Source organism: Acidobacteriota bacterium (assembly GCA_009838525.1).
GTDB lineage: Bacteria > Acidobacteriota > Vicinamibacteria > Vicinamibacterales > UBA8438 > VXRJ01.
In genome coordinates, this window is the sequence record VXRJ01000002.1 from 1 (window position 1) to 26061 (window position 26061).

The 26061-nt window shown below is 67.7% G+C and carries 18 protein-coding genes; 16 read left to right on the forward strand and 2 right to left on the reverse strand.

Annotation, left to right across the window (positions count from 1 at the left end):
• The 7 genes from dnaE to F4Y45_00050 form a co-directional block, all read left to right on the forward strand.
• On the forward strand, nucleotides 1-3001 hold a 3001-nt coding region (dnaE, locus tag F4Y45_00020; GenBank protein MXY22899.1), incomplete at its 5' end, for a DNA polymerase III subunit alpha.
• A gap of 176 nt (nucleotides 3002-3177) precedes the next feature.
• Complete coding sequence (locus tag F4Y45_00025) at nucleotides 3178-3600, forward strand: hypothetical protein (protein ID MXY22900.1); 423 nt, start codon at nucleotides 3178-3180, stop codon at nucleotides 3598-3600.
• Between the two features lie 45 nt (nucleotides 3601-3645).
• Complete coding sequence (locus F4Y45_00030; GenBank protein MXY22901.1) at nucleotides 3646-4524, forward strand: hypothetical protein; 879 nt, start codon at nucleotides 3646-3648, stop codon at nucleotides 4522-4524.
• Nucleotides 4525-4669: 145 nt separating this feature from the next.
• A complete protein-coding gene (locus F4Y45_00035; protein MXY22902.1) occupies nucleotides 4670-5485 on the forward strand; it encodes an ATP-binding cassette domain-containing protein in 816 nt (271 codons plus the stop codon).
• Between the two features lie 2 nt (nucleotides 5486-5487).
• Nucleotides 5488-8133, forward strand: coding sequence for an ABC transporter (locus F4Y45_00040; protein ID MXY22903.1), 2646 nt, complete (start codon nucleotides 5488-5490; stop codon nucleotides 8131-8133).
• Between the two features lie 7 nt (nucleotides 8134-8140).
• Entirely contained in the window at nucleotides 8141-9541 is a 1401-nt protein-coding gene (gene leuC / locus F4Y45_00045) for a 3-isopropylmalate dehydratase large subunit (protein MXY22904.1), read from the forward strand.
• 79 nt (nucleotides 9542-9620) lie between these two features.
• Nucleotides 9621-10214, forward strand: coding sequence for a 3-isopropylmalate dehydratase small subunit (locus tag F4Y45_00050; protein MXY22905.1), 594 nt, complete (start codon nucleotides 9621-9623; stop codon nucleotides 10212-10214).
• Nucleotides 10215-10253: 39 nt separating this feature from the next.
• Here F4Y45_00050 and leuB read toward each other — a convergent pair whose 3' ends face one another.
• Nucleotides 10254-11321, reverse strand: a complete 1068-nt coding sequence (gene leuB, locus F4Y45_00055; protein ID MXY22906.1) for a 3-isopropylmalate dehydrogenase — start codon at nucleotides 11319-11321, stop codon at nucleotides 10254-10256.
• Nucleotides 11322-11335: 14 nt separating this feature from the next.
• Nucleotides 11336-12538: a 2-isopropylmalate synthase gene (locus F4Y45_00060; GenBank protein ID MXY22907.1), complete on the reverse strand. Its 1203-nt coding sequence runs from the start codon at nucleotides 12536-12538 to the stop codon at nucleotides 11336-11338.
• 285 nt (nucleotides 12539-12823) lie between these two features.
• Between F4Y45_00060 and F4Y45_00065 the strand changes: the two genes are divergently transcribed.
• The 9 genes from F4Y45_00065 (at nucleotide 12824) to F4Y45_00105 (ending at nucleotide 26060) form a co-directional block, all read left to right on the forward strand.
• The gene (locus F4Y45_00065; GenBank protein ID MXY22908.1) at nucleotides 12824-15661 is read left to right on the forward strand and encodes an outer membrane beta-barrel protein; all 2838 of its coding nucleotides are present in this window, start codon (nucleotides 12824-12826) and stop codon (nucleotides 15659-15661) included.
• Nucleotides 15662-15693: 32 nt separating this feature from the next.
• Nucleotides 15694-17097: a hypothetical protein gene (locus tag F4Y45_00070; GenBank protein MXY22909.1), complete on the forward strand. Its 1404-nt coding sequence runs from the start codon at nucleotides 15694-15696 to the stop codon at nucleotides 17095-17097.
• Nucleotides 17098-17103: 6 nt separating this feature from the next.
• On the forward strand, nucleotides 17104-17625 hold the full coding sequence (locus F4Y45_00075) for a hypothetical protein (protein MXY22910.1): 522 nt from the start codon (nucleotides 17104-17106) through the stop codon (nucleotides 17623-17625).
• Between the two features lie 183 nt (nucleotides 17626-17808).
• The gene (locus tag F4Y45_00080; protein MXY22911.1) at nucleotides 17809-18717 is read left to right on the forward strand and encodes a LysR family transcriptional regulator; all 909 of its coding nucleotides are present in this window, start codon (nucleotides 17809-17811) and stop codon (nucleotides 18715-18717) included.
• 106 nt (nucleotides 18718-18823) lie between these two features.
• Nucleotides 18824-21901, forward strand: coding sequence for a hypothetical protein (locus tag F4Y45_00085; protein MXY22912.1), 3078 nt, complete (start codon nucleotides 18824-18826; stop codon nucleotides 21899-21901).
• A 76-nt stretch (nucleotides 21902-21977) separates the two neighbouring features.
• Complete coding sequence (locus F4Y45_00090) at nucleotides 21978-23117, forward strand: sorbosone dehydrogenase family protein (GenBank protein ID MXY22913.1); 1140 nt, start codon at nucleotides 21978-21980, stop codon at nucleotides 23115-23117.
• Between the two features lie 137 nt (nucleotides 23118-23254).
• Nucleotides 23255-24586: an aminopeptidase P family protein gene (locus tag F4Y45_00095; protein MXY22914.1), complete on the forward strand. Its 1332-nt coding sequence runs from the start codon at nucleotides 23255-23257 to the stop codon at nucleotides 24584-24586.
• Nucleotides 24587-24662: 76 nt separating this feature from the next.
• Nucleotides 24663-25091 carry a type II toxin-antitoxin system HicB family antitoxin gene (locus F4Y45_00100; GenBank protein MXY22915.1) on the forward strand — a complete coding sequence of 143 codons (429 nt, stop codon included), beginning with the start codon at nucleotides 24663-24665 and terminating at the stop codon, nucleotides 25089-25091.
• A gap of 21 nt (nucleotides 25092-25112) precedes the next feature.
• Complete coding sequence (locus tag F4Y45_00105; protein ID MXY22916.1) at nucleotides 25113-26060, forward strand: hypothetical protein; 948 nt, start codon at nucleotides 25113-25115, stop codon at nucleotides 26058-26060.
• Nucleotide 26061: the final 1 nt, after the last annotated feature.

Sequence of the window (26061 nt, forward strand, 5' to 3'; positions counted from 1 at the left end):
CTCCAGGCCGGCACCGTCCACCACCACCGCCCCCACCTCCACCTGTGTCCTCCTCGCCGCGACCCGCGCCGGCTACGCCAACCTCTGCCGCCTGATCACCACCGGCCGCCGCCGCTGCCCGAAGGGATCGTCCATCGTCACCTGGCGGGAACTGTGCGAGCACGCTCCAGGCCTGATCGCGCTCTGGGGCGGTGATGGCAGCCTGCTGGTCCACGACAGCGACCCGCACGCCGCCACCGACACGGTCGCCGGCACGGCCGCCGTCGCCGGCATGCTCCGCGACGCGTTCGGCAAGCGCCTCTACGTGATGCTTCCGCGCCACCGCCGCCCGGAGGAGGTACGTCAGGAAGCGTGCGCGCGCCGCCATGCCGAACGTGCCCGCCTCCCCTTCGTGGCCACGACCGAAGTGCTGTACCACACGGCGGCGCGGCGCGATCTGCAGGATGTCCTCACCTGTATCCGGCACGGCGTCACGCTGACCACTTCCGGCCGTTTGACGAAGCCGAACACCGAGCATGACCTGAAGTCGCCCGACGCGATGACGCGCCTCTTCGCCGACGCACCGGCGCTCGTCGAGCGGACCCGCGAGGTGGCGGGGCAGTGCACGTTCTCACTCACCGAGCTCCGCTATCGCTACCCGGCGGAGCGGTTGCCCGACGGCCGGTCCGCTTCCTCCTGGCTGCGCGAGCTCACGCTGCGCGGTGCGCGCGAGCGCTTTGGGGCGGGCGATGTCGGCGGCGCGCCGCGCGCGATCCGCGAGCAGATCGATCGGGAACTGGCGTTGATCGACGAGCTCGACTACGGCGGCTACTTCCTGACGATGCAGGAGATCGTGCAGTACTGCCGGCGCGAGGGGATCCTCTGCCAGGGGCGCGGCTCGGCGGCGAACTCGGCCGTCTGCTACTGCCTCGGGATCACCTCGGTCGATCCGACCCGCGTCGAGCTGCTGTTCGAGCGTTTCCTCTCGCGGGAGCGGCACGAGCCCCCCGACATCGACCTCGACATCATGCACGCGCGCCGCGAAGAAGTGATTCAGCATGTCTACCGGACGTATGGCCGCGACCATGCGGCGCTGACGGCGAACGTCGTCCGGTACCGCGGCCGCTCGGCGGTGCGCGAAGTCGGCAAGGCGCTCGGTGTCGACGCCGGCGCGACCGACCGCCTCGCGCGGCTGCTGTCGCACCATGACCGGCTCGACCAGGCGCAGCTCGCGCGCGCCGGCTTCGACCCGGCGGATCCCGCGCCCCGCCACCTGTTCCGCCTGGCGTCGGAGATTCAGGACATGCCGCGGCACCTGTCGATCCATCCGGGCGGCTTTCTCCTGGGGCACGAGCCGGTGCACACCCTGGTTCCGATCGAGAACGCCACGATGGCGGACCGGACCGTCATTCAGTGGGACAAGCAGGACCTGGAGGATCTCGGCCTCTTCAAGGTGGACCTGCTGGGCCTGGGCGCGCTGACGCAGCTCGATCTCGGCTTTCGCATGCTCGAGCGTCACTATGGCCGGTCGCTGTCACTCGACCGGATCCCGCAGGACGATCCCGCCACCTACGATCAGGTTTGCCGATCGGATACGGTCGGCGTCTTCCAGATCGAAAGCCGCGCCCAGATGGCGATGCTGCCGCGGCTCCGGCCGCGCTGCTACTACGACCTGGTGATTGAAATCAGCATCGTCCGGCCCGGGCCGATCACGGGCGGCATGGTGCATCCGTTCCTCCGGCGCAGGAACGGCGAGGAGCCGGTGATCTATCCCCATCCGTCGCTCGAGCCGGTGTTGCGGAAGACGCTGGGTGTCCCGCTGTTTCAGGAGCAGGTGATGCGGCTGGCGATGGTGGCGGCCGACTACACGCCGGGCGAGGCGGATCAACTGCGGCGCGACATGGGGGCGTGGCGGCAGCGTGGCCGCATCGAGCGGCACCGCGAACGGCTCGTCTCGCGGATGGCGGCGAAGGGGATCGCGCCGGAGTTCGCCGAGCGGGTATTCGAGCAGATCCGCGGCTTCGGCGAGTACGGCTTTCCGGAGAGCCACGCCGCCAGCTTCGCGCTTATCGCCTACGGCGCCGCCTGGCTCCGCTGCCACTACCCGGACGTCTTCACCTGCGCGCTGCTGAATGCGCAGCCGATGGGCTTCTACACGCCGGCGACGATTGTCGATGACGCGATCCGCCACGGTGTCGAGGTGCGCCCGGTCGATGTCACCGCCAGCGAGTGGGACTGCACGCTGGAGGCTGCGGCCTCCACTGGTGCGCCGGCCTCCAGGCCGGCAAGACAGTCCGCCGCGGCCGCCCCCCGCTACGCCGTGCGGATGGGCTTCCGTTACGTGAAGGGCATCTCCGAGAAGCGCGATTTCGCACCGCTGGCCCGGGCGCGCGCCGCGCACCCGTTCACGTCAATGGCGGACGTCGCGCGCCGCGCGCGCCTTGACGAAGCCGCGCTCCGCCGCCTGGCTGAAGCGGGCGCCTTCGCCCCGTTCGAGAAAGCGCGCCGGGCGGCGCTCTGGGAGGCGCGCGGACTGGCCGCCACGCCCGCGACGCCGTTGCGGGTCGTCCCGAACGAGACGACTCCGGCGTTCGATCCGCTCAACGAACTGGAAACGATTGGCTGGGACTATGCCGCGAACGGCCACAGCACCGCCGGTCACCCGCTAGCGCCGTTGCGCGGCACGCTCGCCGCGCAGCAATTGCCCGACGCCTGCACCGTCGCCACCATGGGCGACGGCCAGGAGGTTCGCTACGCCGGCCTGGTGATCTGCCGGCAGCGCCCCGCCACCGCGTCGGGCGTCACCTTCATGACGCTGGAGGACGAGACCGGCTTCGTCAACCTCGTCATCTGGAAGCGGGTGTTCGAACGCTATGCAGTCCTGGCGAAGACCGCGACCTTCCTTGGCGTGACCGGCAGGCTGCAGGCAACCGACGGCGTCGTCCACATCGTCGCCGATACGCTCTGGGCGCCCCGTCTCGAGGCCACGCCGGCCAGTGCCGGCAGCCGCGACTTCCACTGAGAAGACCGGTCGCCTGCGGTGAAATCGCCGCTGCGTTCGAACGGCGCCGCTCCACCGCAGGCAGTCAGGCCCTGGCGCCAATGTTAAATCTCATTTACATATCCGTAACACTATAGTAACTTACGCCCCTGTGGGCGCCAGTGCCTGCCCAGGGCAGGACGACAGGAGGTGAAAGCATGCGTCAGTTGCTGCATTTTGCCCTCTGGATCGGCCTCGTAGCGGTGTTTGCAGCCCCGCTCGCGGCCACGGACCCGATTGCGCTGCAGTTGCAGTTACAGCAGCCGGAGCCGCCAATCGTCACGCGCGTAGCCGAACCTCAGGTGACACCCGCGCCCCTGGTGGTGCAGTCGCCCGGCACGGTCGAGATCGAGATCAAGATCAAGCCGACGGCCGACACCGAGGAGCTCCGCATCACCGCCGAGTCCGGCAATCACTATCGCAGTTCCACCATCTGGCTCACGGGCGCGGAATCCCAGAAGGTGCACACCTTCGAATGGCATGGGTTCCCGGCTGGCGAGTACGAAGTGGTTGGGGAGCTGATTGCCTCCTCCGGCCGCCGGGAAGTGGTGGTTCGCGGCGCGCTGCGCGTCGTCGAGTAGCCGCGCCCTTCCCGCCGGAGCCGCCCATCGGACAGAATGTCTGTCATGCGGCGTGGCACGGCTCGTGCGCTCACGCGCGCCCACAAGGGTGCGCTTGCGCTCATCGGTGCGCTGACGCTCGTCTGGGCGGCTGCCGGCCAACTCTCCGCCCAGTCGCGGGAAGGCGGCGAGGTCGATCGAACCGAGGCGTACGCGCTGATGGAGAAGGTGATCGAGCGCATCAACTGGTACAACGAGACCGAAGTCGATGCTCGCTTCCGCTCCCGCATGAGAAGGGAAGTACGCCGATTCCATGCCAACGGGGATGTAGAGAACGAGAGCTTTGGCGACTACGAGGTGATCCCGATCGAAGGGAAACCGTTCGAGCGCCTCTTCATGATCAACGGCCGCTTGCTCAGCGAGGAGGAACAGGGCTGGGAGGCGGAACGCGAGGCGGAATTCCGCAAGGAAGTAGTCGAACGCCGCAAGGCGGGCACGCTTCCGGAGGATGACGGGAGCACGGACTCGATTGTCTTTGACGACGCGCTGATCGCCCGCTATCACTTCACGCTGGAGGGGGAGGAAACGTTCCGAAACCGGCCCAGCTACCGGATCTCGTTCCGTCCCCGGCCCGGCCGGTTGCCGGTGGTCCGGCGCATCGACTACGCCCTCAATAGCGCGCGGGGTTTCGTCTGGGTAGACCGCGCCACGTTCGAGCCGGCTCGCGTCGAGTTCGAACTCATCCAGCCGGTCCGCCTCTGGTGGGGGCTGCTGGGCGTCATCAACCGTGCGCGGGGCTCGCTGGACCGCCGTCCGATCCTGGGGGACGATGACATGTGGGCTCGCATTCAGCTCGAAAGCTACAGCGACACCCGCGTCCTGTTCAGCCGGACCCTGCGCCGGGAGTTCCGGACATGGCGCGACTTCGAAGCAGTTGAACCCTGACCGCGCGCCTAGCTATGCTTTTTCGGCTGAGATCACGCCGCCGGACTTCATGCTGCCAACGGACGAAACTCCGCCGCCGGACCCGACACCACTCGAGAATCCGACCCTCGACTCGAAGGTTGCGCTCGCTGCGGCGCCGCCGCCGATGATCGAGGCGCGGGGGCTCTCGAAGTACTACGGGCCGTTTGTCGCCGTCGAGAACATTTCGTTCGTCATTCCCCAGGGGCAGGTCGTGGCCTTCCTCGGGCCGAACGGCGCCGGGAAGACGACGATGATGCGGATGCTGACCGGCTATCTCGCCCCCAGCGCGGGATCGGGGGCGATTGCCGGGCACGACGTGCTGGGCGACCGGATCGCGGCATCGCGCCACCTGGGATACCTGCCCGAGAACGGCCCGATCTATCCGGACATGACGCCGCTCGAGCTGCTGCGCTTCTTCGGCGAAGCGCGCGAGCTGCCGGCGGAACGCCTCAAGACGCGGATTGAAGACGTGATCGATCTCTGCGCCCTGGAGCTGGTGGTGGAAAAGCCGATCGGCAAGCTCTCGCGTGGCTACCGGCAGCGGGTCGGCATGGCCCAGGCCCTGCTGCATGACCCCGCGGTGCTGATCATGGACGAGCCTACCGCCGGACTCGATCCCAACCAGATCCGGCAGTTCCGCGAGAACATCCAGCGGCTTGGCCGGACCAAGACGCTGCTCATTTCGACCCACATCCTGCACGAGGCGGAGGCGGTGGCGGATCGCGTGCTGCTGGTCAACAACGGTCGGCTGCTCTTTGACGGGCCGGTGGACGAGCTGGCGGAGGGTGGATCGCTCGAGCGGCCGTTCTACCGGCTGACTGGCGGCGGCGCGGCGCCCGGTGACGGCGGCGAAGACCATGCGTCCGGCGGCGAGCCAGCGCAGGAGGCGGCGGAGGCAGAGGCAGACGCGGGCGCGGAGAAAGAGGAGGCAACGGGTTAACGATGCTGCCCCGAGTAAATGCGGCGGTCGTGAGGGCGGTGGCGCGTCGCGACCTCCGGCTCTACTTCAGCAGTCCGAGCGGCTACGTCTTCATAACGCTCTTCATTTTCCTGAGCGCGGCGGCGGCGTTCTGGCAAGACCGCTTCTTCCTGCAGAATCTCGCCAACCTCGATCAGTTGAACAGTGTCTTTCCCTACCTCCTTCTTTTCTTCGTGCCCGCCCTCACGATGGGGGTCTGGTCGGAGGAGAAGAAGCAGGGGACGGACGAGCTGCTGCTGACGCTGCCCGCGACCGACCTGGAGGTGGTGCTCGGGAAGTACGCGGCCGTGCTCGGCATCTATACCGTCTCGCTCGGGCTCTCGCTCAGCTACGTCCTCGTCCTCTTCTATCTCGGGAGTCCGGACCTGGGGTTGATGCTGAGCAACTACGCCGGCTACTGGCTGGCCGGCGGCGCGCTGATCGCGGTCGGCATGCTCGCGTCGCTTCTGACGCGCAACGCGACAGTGGCGTTCATCGCCGGCGCGCTCTTCTGCACGGCGCTGGTGATGGTAGGCGACGCCGTCGGCGCGGCGCTGCCGGCGCTCGAGGGCCCGGCCAACGCTCTCGGTGTCTTCTTCCACTTCGACGACTTCGCGAAGGGGATCATCAGCCTGACGGCGATCCTCTACTTCGATGCGGTCACCGCGTTCTTCCTTTATCTCAACGTCCTGGTGCTGAGCCGTCGCCACTGGGCGCCCAGAGCAGGCGGCTACCCGCTCTGGCTGCATCACGTCGTGCGCGCGGCGGCGGTAGCGGTGGCGTTGGTGAGCGTCGGCGTGCTCGTCGGCCGCGCGAGCGTCCGGCTGGACGTGACGGCGGAGCAGCTCCATTCACTCAGCCCCGAGACCCGCGCCCTGATCGACGAGCTGCCGGCGGACCGGCCGGTCTTCATCCAGGCCTACATCTCGCCAACCGCGCCCGAGCCATTCGTGCAGACGCGGTCGAACATCATCAGCATTCTGGAGGAGATAGACGCCATCGCGGGCCCGCGCGTCGAGGTTCTCATCCACGACACCGAGCCGTTCACCGACGCGGCGCGCGAGGCGCGCGAGACGTTCGGCATCCTGCCCCGCCCTGTCCGGAACGTCAGCTCGGCCCGATCCGAGGTGGAACAGCTATTCCTGGGCCTGGCCTTCACCTGTGGCGCCGAGGAGCAGGTGATCGGCTTCTTCGACGTCGGGCTGCCGGCCGAGTACGAAATCATGCGGAGCATTCGCGTGGTCGCCCGGACCGAGCGGAAGCGCGTCGGCGTCGTCGCCACGATGGCCAACCTGTTCGGCGGCACCAACTTCCAGCAGAGTCAGTTCACGCCCCAGTGGTCGGTGATCGCCGAGCTGCGGAAGCAGTACGACGTGGTGGAGATCAGTCCTGAGGCGGAGATCCGCCAGGAAGTGGACGCGCTGCTGGTGCCGCTGCCGTCGTCGCTCCAGACCGACGAGCAGGGCTTCGTCGCCGACTACATCCGGTCCGGCAAGCCGGCCCTCATCCTGGTCGATCCGCTGCCGGCGGTGGACCCGACGATCTCGCCCACCGAGTGGGTGGGCGACGGCAACCCGTTCACCTACGGACAGTCGGGCGCCCGGCCCGGTCCGCGCGGCAACGTCCGCGAATGGATCGGCACGCTCGGCGTCGACTGGGAGCCGACGCGCATCGTGTGGGACAGCTACAATCCCCACCCCGACCTCGCCCATATGCCCGAGGACGTCGTCTTCCTGGGGGCGGGAAACGAGAACGAGGCGACGTTCAACACCGAGAACCCGATGACGTCGCAACTGCAGGAGCTGGTGCTGCTCTATCCCGGGTTCCTGCACGCGGCCGACGAAACCGACTGGACGTTCGAGCCGCTGTTGCGGACCGGCCGGATCTCTGGCACCAACGGGTACTTCTCGCTGGTGCGCGGGACGCCGTTCGGGCCGCAGGTGAACCCGAGCCCGCCGCGCGAGCAGGATGACGACGACTACATCGTCGCCGCCCGCGTGCAGTCCGCTGGCAGCGACGAGTTGGACATCATCGTCGTCGCCGACCTCGACATCATCGGTGAGCAATTCTTCCAGATCCGGGAGCAAGCGCCAGGCGGGCTGAACTTCGACAACATCACGTTCTTTCTGAACGCCATGGACACGCTCCTCGAGGAGGACGCGTTCATCGATCTGCGCAGCCGCCGGGCGCGCCACCGGACGCTCGAGCGGGTGGAGGCGCAGACCGCCGAGTTCATCGAGCAGCGGACGGCCGAAGAGCAGCAGGCGGAGGCGGACGCCGAGGCGGCCCTCACCGAGGCGCAGCAGCGGCTGAACGACCGGGTCGCCGAACTGCAGGCGCGGACCGATATCGACGCGCAGACGAAGCAGATCATGGTGCGCAACCTCGAGGAGGTGGAGAACCGCCGGCTGGAGGTGCTCTCGACCAACATCAACACCGAGAAGGAAACGCGCGTGCAGGCGAGCCGCGAGACGATGGAGTCACAGATCCGGCGCATACAGACCACCATCAAGACCTTCGCCATCCTCCTGCCGCCCGTCCCGGTCGTGGCGTTCGGCGCCCTCGTCTTCGTCCGGCGCCAGCGGCGCGAGCGCGAAGGGGCCGCCGCCGCCCGGCGTCTGCGAGAATAGAAGCCGCATGGCACAGACACTCTTGCAGAAGGTGTGGGACCTCCACACGGTACGGAAGCTGCCCGACGGGAGAACGCAGCTCTTCATCGGCCTCCATCTGGTTCACGAGGTGACGTCGCCGCAGGCGTTCGACATGCTGCGCCAGCGCGGCATCGGCGTCGCCTTCCCGGAGCGGACCCACGCGACGGTCGACCACATCATCCCGACGCTCGATCAACGGCGTCCCTTCGCCGACGATCTGGCCGAGCAGATGATGTCGGCGCTCGAGCGGAACTGCCGGGAATTCGACATTCCGTTCTCGGACCTCTCGACCGACCGGCAGGGGATCGTCCACGTGATCGGCCCGGAACTCGGCCTGACGCAACCGGGCATGACGATCGCCTGCGGGGACAGCCACACGTCCACCCACGGCGCGTTCGGCGCCGTGGCGTTCGGCATCGGCACGTCGCAGGTGCGCGACGTCCTGGCGTCGCAGTGCCTGGCGATCGATCCGCTCAGGGTGCGGCGCATCAACGTGACCGGCACGCTCGGCGCAGGTGTCTACGCGAAGGACGTCATCCTGGAGATCATCGCGCGGCTTGGGGTGCGCGGCGGCGTCGGCTACGCGTACGAGTACGGCGGCGCGGCGATCGACGCGATGTCGATGGACGAGCGGATGACCATCTGCAACATGTCCATCGAGGGCGGCGCTCGGATCGGCTACGTCAACCCGGACGAGACGGCGTTCGCCTACCTGAAGGGACGTCCCCTTGCGCCGTCCGGCGACGCCTTCGACCGGGCGTGCGCCTGGTGGCGGTCGATGGCGTCGGACGGGGACGCGGCGTACGACGACGTGGTGACGCTGGACGGCCCCGCGATCGAACCGCGCGTCACCTGGGGAATCAACCCGGGCCAGTCGGTCGGGGTGACGGAGCGGATCCCCGATCCGGCCGCCGCCGGCGTCGACGCCGACGCGGTCGGAGAGGCGCTCGAGTTCATGGGATTCGCGGCCGGCGCGCCAATCGCGGGGACGAAGGTGGATGTCGCTTTCGTCGGCTCCTGCACCAACTCGCGCCTTTCCGATCTGCGCGAGGCAGCGCGGGTAGTGCGTGGACGTCGCGTCGCGCCGCACGTCCGCGCGCTCGCCGTGCCGGGCTCCAAGCAGGTGCGGCAGGCGGCCGAGGCGGAGGGGCTGCACGAGGTGTTCGCGGAAGCCGGCTTCGAGTGGCGTGGGGCGGGCTGTTCCATGTGCCTGGCGATGAACCCGGACCGGCTGAACGGACGCGAGGTATGTGCATCGTCCTCCAACCGCAACTTCAAGGGACGCCAGGGAAGCCCGACGGGGCGGACGTTGTTGATGAGCCCGGCGATGGTGGCGGCCGCCGCGGTCAGCGGCGAAGTGGCGGACGTGCGGGGGATGCTCAACTAGAACTAGCGACGTAGGAGTTTCGCGCCGCCGGGACTTTCACGCGCCCGCCAGGGCGCGCGAGCGTGGAGGAGACGAAGGCATGAGCGAGAGGAAGATCGACCGTATCGAGGGAACCGCTCTCCCGCTTCGGGGCAACAACATCGACACCGACCGGATCATCCCGGCGCGCTACCTGAAGGCCATTACCTTCGATGGCCTGGGCGCGCACGCGTTCGAGGACGATCGGGAGTCGATGCCGGACCACCCGTTCGCGAATCCGGTCCATGACGCCGCGGCGATCCTGGTCGTGAACGACAACTTCGGCTCCGGCTCGTCGCGCGAGCATGCCCCGCAGGCACTGAAGCGGCGCGGCATCGCCGCGTGCGTCGGGGAGTCGTTCTCCGAGATCTTCCTGGGGAACTCGACGACTATCGGCCTGGTCTGCGCCACCGCGTCGGCGCAGGACATCGCCTTCCTGCAGTCGCTGGCGGAGAAGGCGCCGTCGACCCGAATGACGCTGAGCGTCGAGGGGCTCACGATCGTCGCGGCGGGCCGAAGCGTGGAGCTCGCCGTCCCCGACGCCGTCCGGCATGCGCTGCTGACCGGCCAGTGGGACGCGACCGGCCTCCTGCTCGACGACTTCGAAGACGTGCGCGGCGTCGCGGGCTCGCTCCCTTACGCCACCGGTTTCTAAGCCGCGGCGCGTCCTGGCCGCCGCCTTCCCGGACTCGCGTTACGGCAGGCGATCGAGGATCGCCCGGGTCATCGCGGTGCAACCGATCGGCGGCGCCCCGTTGGCCGCCGGCAGATCCGCCGTGCGGCAGCCGTCGGCCAGGGCGGCGCCGATGGCCGTTTCGATGGCGGCCGCCTCCTTGTCCGCGTTCAGTGCGTGCCGGAGGAGCATGGCGGCGGAAGCGATGGCGCCGATCGGGTTCGCCTTGTCCTGGCCGGCGATGTCGGGAGCGGAGCCGTGGACCGGTTCGAACAGGCCGCCGTCGCCGCCGATGCTGGCGGACGGCAGCAGCCCGAGCGAGCCGACCACCGCTCCCGCCTCGTCCGAGAGGATGTCGCCGAAGAGGTTGCCGGCGACCAGCACGTCCATCGACGCGGGCTCGGTGACGAGGCGCATGGTGCACGAATCGACCAGTTGATGTTCAAGCGTGACGTCGGGATAGTCGCTGGCGACGGCGGTCACCACCTCGCGCCACAGCCTCGAGCACTCCAGCACGTTCGCCTTGTCGACCGACGTCACAAGCCGCCGCCGGCCGCGGGCCGCCTCGAACGCCACGCGCGCGATGCGTTCTACCTCGCGCACGCTGTAGCGCATCGTGTCGAACGCCGCGGTCCCGTCGGCGTTCCGGCCGCGGGGCTCGCCGAAGTAGATGCCGCCGATCAGTTCGCGGACGATCAGCAGGTCGACGCCGGCGATCCGATCCGGGCGGAGGGGACAGTCGGCTTCGAGACCCGGCCAGATGAGCGCCGGCCGGAGGTTCGCCCAGACGTCGAGCGCCTTGCGCAGCTCGAGCAGTCCGGTCTCGGGCCGCCGCTCGCGCGGGCCCTCCGAGAATTCCGGATCGCCGACGGCTCCCAGCAGGACCGCATCGGCGTTGCGGCACGTCTCGAGGGTCTCAGGCGGCAGCGGCGGGTCGCCGTTGCGCAGCGCGGCGGCCCCAAACGGTGAGCGGGTAAGGATCAGGGTGTGGCCGTGACGGTCCGCGATGGCATCGAGGACCGCCTCTGCGGCGTCGATGACCTCCGGGCCGATACCGTCGCCCGGAAGCAGTGCAATGGTGGCGTGCATGACGGGCGGCCGGATCAGGCGCGGTCGCCCGCCAGGACGGCGGCCGCCGGTGCATCGCCGAGCGCCGCCCGGACGCGCTCCACGATGGCGGCCACGTCGTCGTCCTCCACCGTCTTCTGCCGGTCCGCGAGCGCGATCACTTCGCGGTAGACACGGTCGAGTTCGAACCGGCTCAACGTGTAGCCGAGGTCCTCGCACCGCTTCTTGACGGCGTGCCGGCCGGAATGCTTGCCGAGGACGAGGGTCGACTCGACGCCGACGTCTTCCGGCTTCATGATCTCGTAGGTTCGGCGATCCTTGATGACGCCGTCCTGGTGGATGCCCGCTTCGTGGGCGAAGGCGTTGCGCCCGACGATGGCCTTGTTCGCCTGCACGGGCTGCTCGGTCAGCTCGGAGAGCAGGCGGCTGGTCCGGACCAGCTCGGTCGTCGTGATCGACGTTCGGAACGGCACGCGCTCCGGCTTCACCTTCGTCGCCATCACGATTTCTTCGAGCGAAGCGTTGCCCGCCCGCTCGCCGATGCCGTTGATCGTGCATTCCACCTGCCGGCAACCGGCCCGCATGGCGGCCAGCGAGTTGGCCACCGCGAGCCCCAGGTCGTCATGGCAATGGGCGCTGAAGATCACCTGGTCGGCGTCGCGCACCTTGCCGCGAACGTCGGTGAAGAACTCCTCTATCTCCTCGGGCGTGCAGTAGCCGACCGTGTCCGGCAGGTTGATGGTGGTCGCGCCCGCGGCGATCGCGGCGTCCACTACCCGGCAGAGGAAGTCGAGATCGCTGCGCGTCGCATCCTCCGCCGAGAACTCGACGTCGTCGGTGTAGCTGCGCGCCTGGGTGACGCCGGCGGTCACCGCGGCGAGGCACTGCTCCCGGCTGATCCGCAGCTTCCGCTCGAGGTGCAGGTCGGAAGTGGCGATGAACGTGTGGATTCGCGACCGGGTGGCTGGCGCAAGCGATTCGCCCGCCCGGTCGATGTCGGCCGGGTTGCAGCGGGCCAGCGCCGCGATCACCGGTCCCTGGATCTCGGTAGCGATTCGCGAGACGGCGTGCGCGTCGTCGTCGGACGCGATCGGAAAGCCCGCTTCGATGATGTCGGCGCCGAGCGTCGCGATTTGCCGTCCCAGCCGGATCTTCTCTTCCGTGTTCATCGAAAAGCCGGGCGACTGCTCGCCGTCCCGCAACGTCGTGTCAAAGATGATCAGTCGGTCTGCTGCCATCACCAAACCCCCGGTGTCCCTGTGCCTTTCCTACTGTAGCCTGTCCTGCGGCCGGTAAGTCAAGGTTATAAATATTACTGTCTAATAAATCTCTATTATTTGACGGCGGCGTCCTCGCCCCCGTACGTCCCGCCTCCGCCGGGGAATACAACCGTTTACGTTGAATTTACCGTCCGGTCACGGACCGGTTACACCGCATAGCTATCGTTTCTTTCAACGACGCTCGAGACGGGCCTCGCCGGGTCCCGGGCGTGTTGCTCGAGGACATTCGGAGGACTGAATCACATGCGCAGGATGGCAGCCGCCCTGTTCGCGTTGACGCTACTCGCGCCGGCGCCGGCATGGGCCCAGGAAACGGGCATCGTGGCCGGGGAAGTGAGCGATCAGAACCTGGCGATCACGTTGCCTGGCGTGCCCGTCGAGGTGGTCGGCACGACCGACATTGCCTACACCGACCTCGACGGCCGCTTCCGCTTCGAGTTACCGGCCGGAACCTACGAGCTCCGCATCGTCATGGCGGGTTACGCGGAGCAGGCGGTGGGCATCGAGGTCGTGGACGGTCAGCTCACGTCGGTCGAAGTGGCGTTGACGTCAAACGTCTTCGCGGAAGAAGTGACGGTGGCCGCCGCGACGATCGAAGCCGATTCGTCGACCGCCGCGGCCCAGATGATGATGCGGATGCGGGCGCCGGCGGTGCAGGACAATATCGGCGCCATCGAGATGTCGGCGAACAACGACTCGAACGCCGCCGACGCGATGCAGCGCGTCACCGGCGTCTCGGTTGTCGAGGGGCAATCGGTCTTCGTCCGCGGCCTCGGCGAGCGCTACAGCAACACGACGCTGGCCGGCGCGACGCTGCCGACGACCGAGCCCGACCGCCGGGTCGTCCCGCTCGACCTCTTCCCGAGCGGCCTGATCGACAGCGTGCAGGTGAGCAAGACCTACACGCCGGACAAGCCGTCGCAGTTCGCCGGCGGCCTCGTCGAGATCGTGCCGATGAAGCTGCCCGACGCCACGTCGTTCGAGATCTCGGCGGGCGGCGGCTGGAACAGCCTGACCACCGGGGCGATGGGCCTCGGCTATCTCGGGGGCGCCAACGACTGGGCGGGCTACGACGACGGCACGCGGTCGCTGCCGGCTGGCTTCCCGGACCGAAAGGTGACCCGCGCGGGCCGCTTCTCGGAAGGGCTTGGCTTCACCGCGGCGGATCTGGAGCGGCTGGGCGAGCAGTTTTCGAATGTCTGGGATCCGGTCCGGCAGCAACTGCCACTCGACCAGTCCTACAACGCGCTGTTCGGCGGGCGCTTCGGCAAGCTGGGCGTGGTCGCGACGCTGCGCCATTCGCAGAGCTCGCAGTACTCGACAGAGCGGCAGACGTTCTACAAGGTGGGCGCGGGCGGCGGCATCGCGCCATTCAACGGCCCCTACGACTTCGAGATAACCGAGCAGGCGGGCACGGTGGGCGGCGTCGCCAACGTCGCCTACCAGTTCACGCCGAACCAGCGGCTCCACTTCGACAATTTCCTGACGCATGTCGGCACCAACGAGACGCGGACGTTCGAGGGGTACAACGCCGACGCCGGAAACGACATCCGGAACCAGCGGCTCTGGTGGGTGGAGGAGCAGATCCTCAGCCACCACTTCGGCGGCGACCACCTGTTCCCCGCGCTGTCGAACAGCCGGCTCGACTGGAAGGTGGCCATCTCGCGCGCCGACCGCGCCGAGCCGGACCTGCGCGAGGTGCTTTACGAGTCCGATCCCGCGCTGCAGGGTTTCGTGCTCGCCGACGAGTCGCAGAGCGGTTTGCGTCAGTTCAACGACCTGACGGATGACAGCCTGGAGTTCGGCGCCAACTGGAGTGCGCTCTTCGAACAGTGGAACGGCCTGGCGTCGCAAGTGAAGTTCGGCGGCAACTACATCGACCGCGAGCGTGACTTCCAGTCGCGGCGGCTGCGGTTCGTGCCGCGGAATACCGCTGGCGGCTTCCGTGCCCAGGCCCTCAGCGATCCGCGCCTCGCGGCTCGGCTCGGCATCGAGCCCGGCGAGGTTTCGAGCATCGATCTGACGCTTCCCGCACAGCAGCTCTTCTCGGCCGCGAACATCGGCGAGGCGTTCGAGCTCAAGGAGGAAACCCGGGGCACCGACCGCTACGACGCGGCGCAGGAAGTCACGTCGTTCTACGGCATGGTCGACCTGCCGCTGTCGGCCCGCGCCCGCCTCGTGACCGGCGCCCGCATCGAACAATTCCGGCAGGATGTCGAAACGCTCGACCCCTTTTCCGGGACCATCGATCAGCGGTCGGCCGACGTGCAGCGCGCGTCGCTCGACGAGACGAACCTCTTCCCGGCGGTCAATCTCGTGTATGCCGTCAGCCCGAACCAGAACATCCGCGCCGGCTACAGCCAGACCGTCAATCGGCCGGAGTTCCGCGAGGTGTCGCCGTTCGAGTTCACCGACGTCGTAGGCGGCCGCGCCATCGTCGGCAACCCGAACCTGAACCAGTCGCTCATCCAGAACGTCGACGTGCGGTGGGAGTGGTTCCCGGGCGCAGAGGAAGTCTTCTCGGCCAGCTTCTTCTACAAGCAGTTCGACGACCCGATTGAGCGGACGGTCGAACCTACGGCGCAGTTGCGGACATCGTTCACGAATGCGGACACCGCGAACAACGCCGGCATCGAGCTCGAGGCGCGAAAGCTCCTGACTCCGTTCGTGCTGACGGGGATCAACTACACCTACGTCGACTCCGAGGTGACGCTTTCCCCTGCCGCCCGACAGGTCCAGACGTCGCTTGTCCGCCCGCTGGCCGGCACCTCGGCGAACCTGTTCAACGCCATGGTCGAAGTGCGCGGCATGGGCTTCTCCGGCCGTCTCCTCTGGAACTGGTTCGACGACCGGATCAGCGACGTCGGGTCGCTTGGTCTGCCCGACATCATCGAGACGGGTCGCCACTCTCTCGACTTCGTCCTGTCGAGACGGTTCGCCCGCGCGAGCCTGCGGGTGGCGTTCACGAACCTGACGGATCAGGACTACAGGTTCACGCAGGGCAGGGGCCCGGATGCTCCGGTTCAGCGGACCTACCACCTCGGGCGTGCGGTGAGCTTCGGCGTCACCTACCACCCCTAGCAGCCCGGACAAGAAAGGCAACGATGAACCCAATGGCTTCGAATTCCCTCCCGAGGCGTGCGGCGCGCCATCTGTTCACGGCGGCACTGATCGCGGTGGCGGCGGCCTGGAGCGGCGGCGCCGTCACATCCCAGTCGAACATCGTCTGCGAGGAGAATCGCTGTCAGCTCAGCGGCCGGATTACCTCCGACACGACCCTTACGGCGAACAATGTCTACCTGCTGAACGGCGCCGTGTTCGTGGAGGCGCCGGCGCGGCTGACGATCGAGGCCGGAACGACGATCTACGGCCAGTCGGAAACCAACGGCACGCTCGTCATCAGCCGCGGGGCGCAGATCCTCGCCAACGGCACGGCGGCCGCCCCGATCGTCATGACGAGTGACCAGCTCGTGGGTGAGCGGGCGCGGGGCGACTGGGGCGGCCTGATCATCAACGGCAATGCGCCGCTCAACGTCCCCGGCGGCGAGGCTGAAGGCGAGGGCGACACCGGCGTTTACGGCGGGACCAACCCCGACGACGACAGCGGGCACCTCTACTACGTGCGCGTCGAGTTCGCGGGCACCGAGTTCAGCCCGGACAACGAGCTGAACGGGATCGCGTTTCAGGGCGTGGGCCGCATGACCGAGGTGGACCATGTGATGGTCAAGCTCAACAAGGACGACGGGCTGGAGTTCTACGGCGGCACGGTCGAGGTGAAGCACGTCGTGTGCTTCGCCATTGCGGACGACAGCTTCGACTGGACCGACGGCTGGCAGGGCAAGGGGCAGTTCCTGCTCGCCCTGCAGATGGGAGATGATGCTGACCAGGGGATCGAGGCGGACAACAACGGCGACGCGAACGATCTGACGCCGCGGTCGAACCCGGCCATCTACAACCTGACCCTCATTGGCGACCCGTACGAGTTTCCCGGTTCGGAGAGCGACATCGGCATCCTGCTGCGCGAGGGCACCGCTGCGACGATCCGGAACTTCATCGTGACCGGCTTCAAGGAGGCGTCGATCGACGTTGACCACGCGGCGACGTTCGAGCAGATTGCCGGCGGCGCGCTTACCCTCGGGAGCGGGCTCATCAACGACAACTGCAGCGTCGCTGGCTGCGAGGGCGAATTCCGTCCCGATAGCGACGATGCCGCGGCAGCGATCTCCACCGTCGACTTTGTTAGCGGCAGTACGGACATTCACATCGGCGTGGACCCGATGATCGGCGAGGCGCCCTCGGACGCCTGCCTTTTCTGCCCGTACTCGCTCCTTCATCCGGAGCGGAACTTCCGGCCCCGCGTCGGTTCGCCGGCCGCCAACGGCCAGGTGCGGCCCTCCATGCCGCCGAACGATGGCTTCTTCGATGCCATTGGCGGTACCTTCATCGGAGCCGTCGGGCCGGTGGGCTCGGGAGAGGAAGACTGGTTCGCGGGCTGGACGGACTGGTCGCTCAAGTAGCGAGTCATGACCGCGCGACTCGTCGGGCTTCCGGCTCTGGCCGTGGTGCTGCTCGCGGCGGCCTGCGGCGGGAGTGTGGCGAGTGACGGCGTGCCGTCTCCGCTGCACCGGACGTTCGACTCGCCCGAAGCGCTCGCCGAAGGCGTGCTCGCGGCCCTGGCGGACGGGGACAGCGCCACGCTCGAGGCGTTGCCGCTGTCGGAACTGGAGTTCCGGACGGTCGTCTGGCCGGAGCTGCCGTCCAGCCGCCCGGAACGCGGGCTGCCGTTCGACTACGTCTGGGGCGACCTCCACCAGAAGAGCAACAACGAGATGCGCCGGTTAATCAACCGGCACGGCGGGAAGCGCTACACGCTCGTCGACCTTGGGTTCGACGGCGAGACGACGCCTTACGAAACCTACCGCGTTCACCGGGAGACCGTCCTCACGGTGCGCGACGAGGCGGGCGCGGAAGAGGAACTCGCCCTTTTCGGGTCGATCCTCGAACGCGACGGCGCGTTCAAGCTGTTCAGCTACGTCGTCGACTGACGCCCGCCGTCGGTTCGCCGGGCCGGCCGCCGGGTGGTCCACTAGCCAGTGCGCCAGCTTGGTACGTTGGCTTGGTGCGCCGGCCTCCAGGCCGGCATCACCGGCGCGCCTTCCGACAATACCTGCTGATAACGTGGGCGCCTCAATAACGGTCGCTTATACTCCTTCGCAGGTGCGGCCCGCATGGATCTCGCGGAACTCGAAGTCTTCCTGACCGTCGCCGCCGAGCGGAGTTTTTCCCGCGCGGCGGAGCGGCTGCACCGGACCCAGCCCGCGATCAGCCAGGCCATCCGCCGCCTCGAGGCGGAGCTGGACGAGCGGCTGTTCGACCGGTCGTCCAAGGGCGGGCGACTGACCGAAGCGGGGGAGTTGCTGCTCGACTATGCGCAGCGCCTCACCACGCTCAGGGGCGAGGCGGAGCAGGCGGTCCGCGAACTGCAGGAGCTGCGCCGCGGCCGGGTGTCCATCGGCGCCAACGAGGGAGCGGTCCACATCCTGCTGCCGGTGGTCGAGCACTTCCGCGCCGAACATCCGCACGCCCACGTGGAAGTGCGGCGCGTCTCGGCGCGGCGCATCACGGAACAGGTGCTGAACCGGACGCTCGACTTCGGCGTCCTGACCTTCGAGCCGCGGGAACGGGGCCTGCAATCGCTGTCGCTCGGCGAGGACGAGCTGGTCATGCTGATGCCGCCGTCGCACCCGCTCGCCGGGCGGAAGCGGATCACGATGGCGGAGTTCGGCCGCCAGACGGTCATCGCGCACAACGAAGCGTCCCCGGCCCGGGAGCGCGTGCTCAGCCTCTACGAGCAGCGGCACACGGACATCAACATCCAGATCGGCCTTCCGAGCCTCGACGGGATCAAACGGGCGGTCGAGATGGGGCTGGGTGTCGCCTTGCTGCCGGCCCGGTGCGCGCGGGAGGAAATCGCGAGGGGCCAGTTGGCCGCCGCCAGTGTGCCGGAACTGCGCCTGCCGCGCCAGGTCCGCCTCGTCTACCGCCGCTCCGGCGAGCAGACGCACGCCGCTACGAAGTTCCTCGCGGCCGCGCGGGCTGCCGGCCTCGGCCGGCGGCGGGCGGTCGGCTCGGAGTAAACACGTGTTCGGCACCCTGCGTCTTGACCGGGTAGGGGTGCGGAGCTTGCGGCGCGGCGGTTCGGCTATCATTAACAGTTCGGGTCGAGAGACCTTCCTGACCAACATGGTGCGGCTACTGAAACGTCCGTTCGCAATGTTCGTGTGCCTGGTGCTTCTGGCGCCCGCCGCGACGATGGCGCAGGCGCCGCCCAGCGTGCTAGTGGCGCCGTTCGTGAACATCTCCGGCGCCGATGCCGACGACTGGATCGGCGACGGTATCGCCGAGACGGTTCTGGTGGATTTCGAGCAACTGGACGCGATTGCCGTCATCCGGCCGGAAGACGCGGAAGGGCTTGCGACGGCCGGCACGGATAACGCGGCGATCGAGGAAGGGAGGCGGCTCGGAGCGGCATGGCTGGTGGCCGGCGGCTACCAGCGGCTCGGCGACTCGATGCGGATCACGGCGCGACTGGTCGATACGGAGACCGGCAACATCGCGGCCGGGATCAGGGTGGACGGCGACGCGGCCGACCTCTTCGGCCTACAGGATCAGGTGGTTGCGCAACTGGGCGACGCGCTGGCGAACGCGTTGGAGCAGGGCCCGATGGCGGCGGCCGGCTCGCCGGAGTTAGCCTCGCCGTCGGCGGAGGGTTTCGGAACGGACGGTTTCGTCGGCGCGGAAAACGCCGCCAGCAACGGTAATGGCAATGGGAATGGCAACGGCGGCAACGCTGCCGTCGACGACACCAGCCGTACCGGTGACCGAAGCGTCGGTGACATATTCGATCGCGCCCTGCGTGGCACGCCCGGGCAACCGTCCGAGGACGACGCCCTCGTGCCGCGACGTCCCGCTCCACCGCGGAACCGGACGGGCGGAGGGCTGGGCGTGCCGCCATCCAGGGTGCCCGCCCGCCCGAACGGCGCCGAGGGGGGCATCGAATTGCCGAGAGCCCCCACCACCGCCGGCTTCGGCGTGGCGGAAGGCGTCGGCATACTCACCGGACGTCCCACCATCCGGCCGCCGCGCGTGGCGGAGCGGCCGCGGATCGACGGCCGGCTGGACGACGCGGTGTGGCGCGACGCGATCCATCTGACCGAGTTCGTGCAGCAAAACCCGGTCGAAGGCGCCCCGGCGTCCGAGGAAACCGACGTCTGGATCGCTTACGACACGCAGAACATCTACATCGCGGTCCACGCGCACTACAGCGATCCGGGCATCATGCGGGCGAACCGGATCGATCGGGATCAGGCATTCCAGGACGACAACGTGTCCATCTATTTCGACACGTTTCTCGATCAGCAGCGCGCCTACCGCTTCTCTGTGAACGGCTACGGCGTCCAGGGCGACGCCGTCGTCAACGCGCGGGGCTTCAGCAGCGGCGGCCGCGGACGGCGCCGGGGCGGCAGCTTCTTTTTCGGGGGCGGCGCCCCGCCGACGGGCGACTCGTCGTGGGACGCGCTGTTCGACAGCGGCGGCCAGATCGTCGAGGACGGCTTTACGGCCGAGATGGCGATCCCGTTCAAGAGCCTTCGCTATCCGCAACGGGAGCGCGACGTCCCGCACCGCTGGGGCTTCCAGGTGGTGCGCGACGTGCGGAGCAAGGACGAATACCAGGTCTGGGCGCCGGTCACTCGGAACGTCTCGGGCTTCCTGACCCAGATGGGCGTGCTGGAGGGCCTGACGAACCTCTCCCTGAGTCGCAACCTGGAGTTCCTGCCCACCTTCACCGCCATCCAGCACGGATCGCTGAACGGCTCCACGTTCGCGACGGGCGACGCGCAGCCCGAAGGCGGTCTGAACGTCAAGTACGGCATCACGTCGAATCTCGTGGCCGACGTGACCTTCAACCCGGACTTCTCGCAGATCGAATCGGACCTGCCGCAGATCGAAGTCAATCAGCGGTTTGCGCTCCGGTACCCGGAACTCCGGCCCTTCTTCCTCGAAGGGGCGGAGATCTTCCAGATGACCGGCCCGATCACGTTTCTCCATACCCGGCAGATCGTCGATCCGGAGTTCGGCGCGAAGCTGACCGGGAAGGTGGGCAACACGACGATCGGCGTCTTTGCGGCGAACGACGAGGCGCCGGGCCGAGTGGATGAAGGGGTGCTCGGTTTCGGGCAGAAGGCGAACAACTTCGCCGGCCGCGCGCGCTACGACCTGTATGCCGAATCGTACATCGGCACGCTCTTCACGCACCGGGCGTTCATGGGCAGCCACAGCACGCTGGGCGGCATCGACGCGAACTTCCGCCTGGGACGGACCCAGTCGGTCGGGTTCAAGGCGATGCAGTCCGACCACCTCGACATGGACGGGATCAGCCGGCAGGGGCAGCTGTTCGACGCGAGTTGGCGCCTCAACAGCCGGCACTGGAGCGCGTCCATCTTCGCGTACGCGCTGTCACCCGACTTCCGGCACGACCTCGGTTTCGTCCGGCGGGTCGATCAGCAGCGGATCTTCAGTCGGCTTGGCTACACGTTCCGGCCGGAAGGGACGATCGTGAGCTGGGGGCCGAGCCTCATTTACGCCTGGAACCAGAACTACGACGGCGTGCTCGAGGACGAAGAAGTCCGCGGCGGCTTCCGGATCCAGTTTGCGAGGAACATCAGTCTGAATGTCGACTACCGGGACGAGATGGAGCGGTTCCGCGGGATCAACTTCGAGAAACGCCTGGTGTCGCTCGGCGGGCAGATCAACACCAGCCGGCGCCTGTCGTTCGGTGGCTATTACCGCCGGGGCGACGAAGTGAAGTACGAATACGACGCGGCTCTCCTCCCCTACCTCGGCTACGGGAGCTCCGGGAGCTTCTATGCGACGGTGCGGCCGGTCTCCCGATTCCAGTCCGACATCAACCTGAGCACGAGCGACTTCTTCGATCCGCGGAGCGGCGAGATCCTCGTATTCGACGTCAAGATCCTGCGCGCGCTCAGCACCTATCAGTTCACGGACCGCTTTCTGCTCCGCAACATCACGGAGTACAACACGTTCGACAAGAGGCTCGGTTTGAACCTGCTGTTCACTTACCGCGTCAACGCCGGCACCGCGTTCTACATCGGCTACGACGATCACTACCGGCAGGGCGACTTGATCTACGACGACCTCGATGGTGACGGCTACACCGAGCAGCTGTTTCCGTCGGTCACGGCGTTGCAGCGGACGAACCGCGCAGTCTTCACGAAGTTCCAGTACCTTTTCCGGTACTGACGCGCCGGGTGCGCACGTCGGTCCGGATGGATGACACTGCGCCAGCCTCGGCGCCGGCAGGAGTGAGGGTCAGGTCATGACGATTCGGACGATAGCGATTCTGGTAAGCGTTCTCGTGCTTGGAGTTGGTCTCCTCGTGGCGGCGCAGGAGGAAGGGGGCAGACCGCAGCTCGATCGGCTGACCCTGCCGCCGGGCTTCTCTATCGACGTGTACGCCGCGGACGTGCCGAACGCGCGGCAGATGGCGCTGAGTCCGAACGGCACGCTGTTCGTCAGCACGCGCCGGGCGGGAAACGTCTATGCGGTGCTGGATGACGACGGCGATCAGACGGCCGACCGCGTGCTGACCCTCGCCTCCGGCCTCAACATGCCGAACGGCGTCGCCTTCCGTGACGGCGCGCTATACGTGGCGGAGGTGAACCGGGTCTGGCGCTACGACGACATCGAGGCGAACCTCGAGTCGCCGCCCGAACCCGTGATCGTCAACGACTCGTTCCCTTCCGATCGAGCCCACGGCTGGAAGTTCATCGCGTTCGGCCCGGACGACCGTCTCTACGTGCCCGTCGGCGCGCCGTGCAACGTGTGCGACCACGAGGCGGAGACGCCCATCTACTCGACCATCACCAGCATGAACCCGGACGGGAGCGACCTGCAGATTTACGCGCACGGCATCCGGAACTCGGTCGGTTTCTCGTGGCATCCGGAGACCGATGAGCTCTGGTTCACGAACAACGGCCGCGACCGCCTGGGCGATACCCAGCCCGCCGACACGCTGCACCACGCCCCGGAGCCGGGCCTCCACTTCGGTTTCCCGTTCTGCCACCAGGGGGACATCCAGGATCCCGAGTTCAATACGCGCCCGTGCAGCGAGTTCCGCCCGCCGGCGCGGAAGCTGGGTCCCCACGTCGCCGCACTCGGGATGCGGTTCTACACCGGCGGCATGTTCCCGTCGGAGTACCGCAACCAGATCTTCATCGCGGAGCACGGCTCCTGGAACCGGTCGGCGGAGGCGGGCCACATCGGCTACCGGATTACCGTCGCCACCCTCGACGGCGACCGGGTGACCGACTATTCCATCTTCGCCGAGGGCTGGCTGGATACCGCGATCAACGACTCGTGGGGCCGCCCCGTCGACGTGCAGGTCATGCCGGACGGCGCGCTCCTGATCACCGACGATCAGGTGGGCGCCATCTACCGGATCACCTACGACGGCTGAGCAGCTCGCGCGCGGCTGAGGCTGCCACCGCCCTATGGAGGCGGCACTTTTGTGTATTAATGGTATTGCCGACAAGTGTTAATACCATGCATCGCCAGACTGCTAGCACATTAAGCACACGAGGCATTCTTATTAATATGGCTAGCGGCAGGTTTCTCGGCCTCGTTGCGCTGGGGCTCGGCGCCGTCCTCCACCTGGCGATCCCGGCCGGCGCCCAGCCAACGCCGGAACTGGTTCGTGAGCGAGTCGAGCGCGAGTGGACAGTCAAGGCGGAGAAGATGCGCGCGAATCTCCTCCCGCTGATGCGCGCCCACGAGATCGACCTCTGGATCATCCTCAGCCGCGAGAACGCGCCCGATCCGGCACTCGAACTGTTCGGCGGCTACGGCGTTACCGGCTGGTACGGCCACCGGAACGCCTACCTCTTCCGCGACGCGGGTGACAGCGGCCTGGAGACCGCGGCCCTCGGCACCCACCTGAGCGATCACCTGGCGCCGTTCTACGACGAGCGCGTCCTGTACGGCGAGGAGGGGCTGGCGCCGCACCTCCGGGAGTGGATCACCGGCCGGGATCCGCGGCGTATCGCCATCAACCAGTCGCGCACCATCAGCATGGCGGACGGATTGACGGCCGAGCTGAAGGATTACCTGATCGACGCCATTGGTGCGCCGTACCGCGATCGCCTGGTCTCGTCCGAGCCGTTGCTCGTCGAGTACGTCTCGACGCGCACGCCGGCCGAGGAGGCGATCGTCCTCGACGCAAGCGCAGCCACGTTCGACATCCTGCGCCGGGCGCTCTCGAACGAGGTGATCACGCCCGGCCGCACGACGCTGATGGACGTCCACTACTGGATCACGGCGGAGTGGAAGCGGCAGGGCTTCGAGTTCAACTTCCCCGCGTCGCTTGACCTGCAGCGGCGCGGCGCCGAGCCGATCGACGACAGCGCCGAGCCCGTCATCGAGCGGGGCGACCTGCTGCACGTCGACTTCGGCGTCCGCAGCTCCGGCCTCGTCACCGATCAGCAGAAGATGGCCTACGTCCTGCGGGAGGGCGAGACCGAGCCGCCGGCCGGACTGCGCCACGCGTTCGACGTCTCGAGCCGGATGGCCGAGATCATCCTCGACGAGTTCCAGGTGGGCCGAACCGGCATCCAGATCAAGACCGCGGCCGAGTCGCGCGGCGCGGACGAGGGGATCGACTCACTCGTCTATTCGCACGCGCAGGGCAACTGGGTCCACGACGCCGGCGTCTGGATGATCTTCGACTGGCCGGAACGCTACGGCGACCACCCGCGCTTCCCGCTGCGCGCCAGGGAGTGGATCTCGCTGGAGTACCGCGTCACCGTCCCGATCCCCGAGTGGGACGGCCAGGCGGTCGACATCATGCGCGAGGAAGACACGTTCGTCGGCGGCGACGGCAGCGTGGAATACCTGTCGGGGCCTCAGACCGAGCTCTGGATCATCCGCTGAGACGAGACTCCAGGCTGCGGTGTTGGTATATTGACGATAGGACACATGTGTCCTGGTTTCTGAGTGCCCTCCGGCGATGCGCTTCATTTATCCAGCGCGCCTACAGCGTACCGGTCCTGACGAGATCGTCGTTTCCTTTCGCGATCTACCGGAGTGCCTGACCTCCGGAGCGAACGAGGTCGAGGCCTTGAGCGAAGCGGCGGATGCCTTGGAAGAGGCTATTGCCGGACGTATCGTAGACGGTGAGGCGATTCCACCACCAAGCGCCCGGCGGAGTGGAGAGCGGCGGGTTGCCGTCCCGCCAACGATGGCTGCGAAGGCGGCACTCGTGCTGGCGTTTCGGGAGAGCGGGCTCTCGCGACTTGCATTCGCCCGGCGTCTAGGCGTCGACGACAAGGTCGTTCGGCGCATGTTGGATCCACGCCACACCACCGCCGCGAACCGGTTGCAGAAGGCGCTCCGGCTACTCGGTCGCGAGCTCATCGTGGAATCCTCGGCGGCTTGACGTTCTAACCGGAGAAGGGCCATGAGGCGGACGGTGCTCGTTCTCGCCGTGCTGGCCGTGGCCGCCGGCGGGGCGCCGCGGCCCCTGGCAGGCCAAAGCGCGACGCCATGGGGCGATCCCGACCTGCAGGGCCTGTGGAACTACTCCACGAATACGCCGCTGCAGCGGCCGGAGGAATACGCGGGCCGCGAGTGGCTGACCGAGGAGGAAGTGGAGGCCGCCAACCTCGAGTCGCGCACGTTCGCGACCTCCGAGCGCCGTAGCGAGTTGACTCCGCTGTTCGACCTCTCCCTCAACTTCAACCAGTTCTGGTGGGACATCGGCGGCTCGACGGGGCGGACGTCGCTCATCACCGATCCCGCGGACGGCCGGCTGCCGCCCAGGACGCCGAGTCGGGAGGCTTACGAGGCCTCGGCAGAGGCGCAACGGCTGCAGGAAGCCAGATGGGGGCTCGGACCGGCGCACGGGCCGGAGGACATGGAGCCCAACGACCGTTGCATCGCTGACCGCCAGGTGCCGGTTCGCGCCGCCGGCGAGAACGACCACGTCCAGATCCTGCAGGCGCCCGGATACGTCGTCATTCTCCGGGAGAGGATCCATGATTTCCGGATCATTCCCGTGACCGACCGGCCCGGCCTGCCCGCTGCGATTCGGCAGTGGCTCGGCGTCTCGCGCGGACGCTGGGAGGGCGCGACGCTCGTCGTCGAGACGACGAACTTCCATCCCGAGGCGCAGTATCTCGGGTCCGGCCCGCACGGCCATGTCGTCGAGCGGTTCACCCGGCGTGGCGAGGACTCCCTCGAGTACGCCTTCACCGTGACCGACCCGAGCGTCTGGACGCGGCCGTGGACCGCTACCTTGCCGTGGCGCGCGACAGACGGACCGCTCTTCGAGTACGCCTGTCACGAGGGGAACTACAGCATGACGAACCTGCTCGTGTCGGCGCGCGCCGTCGAAGCTCGTCGTTGAA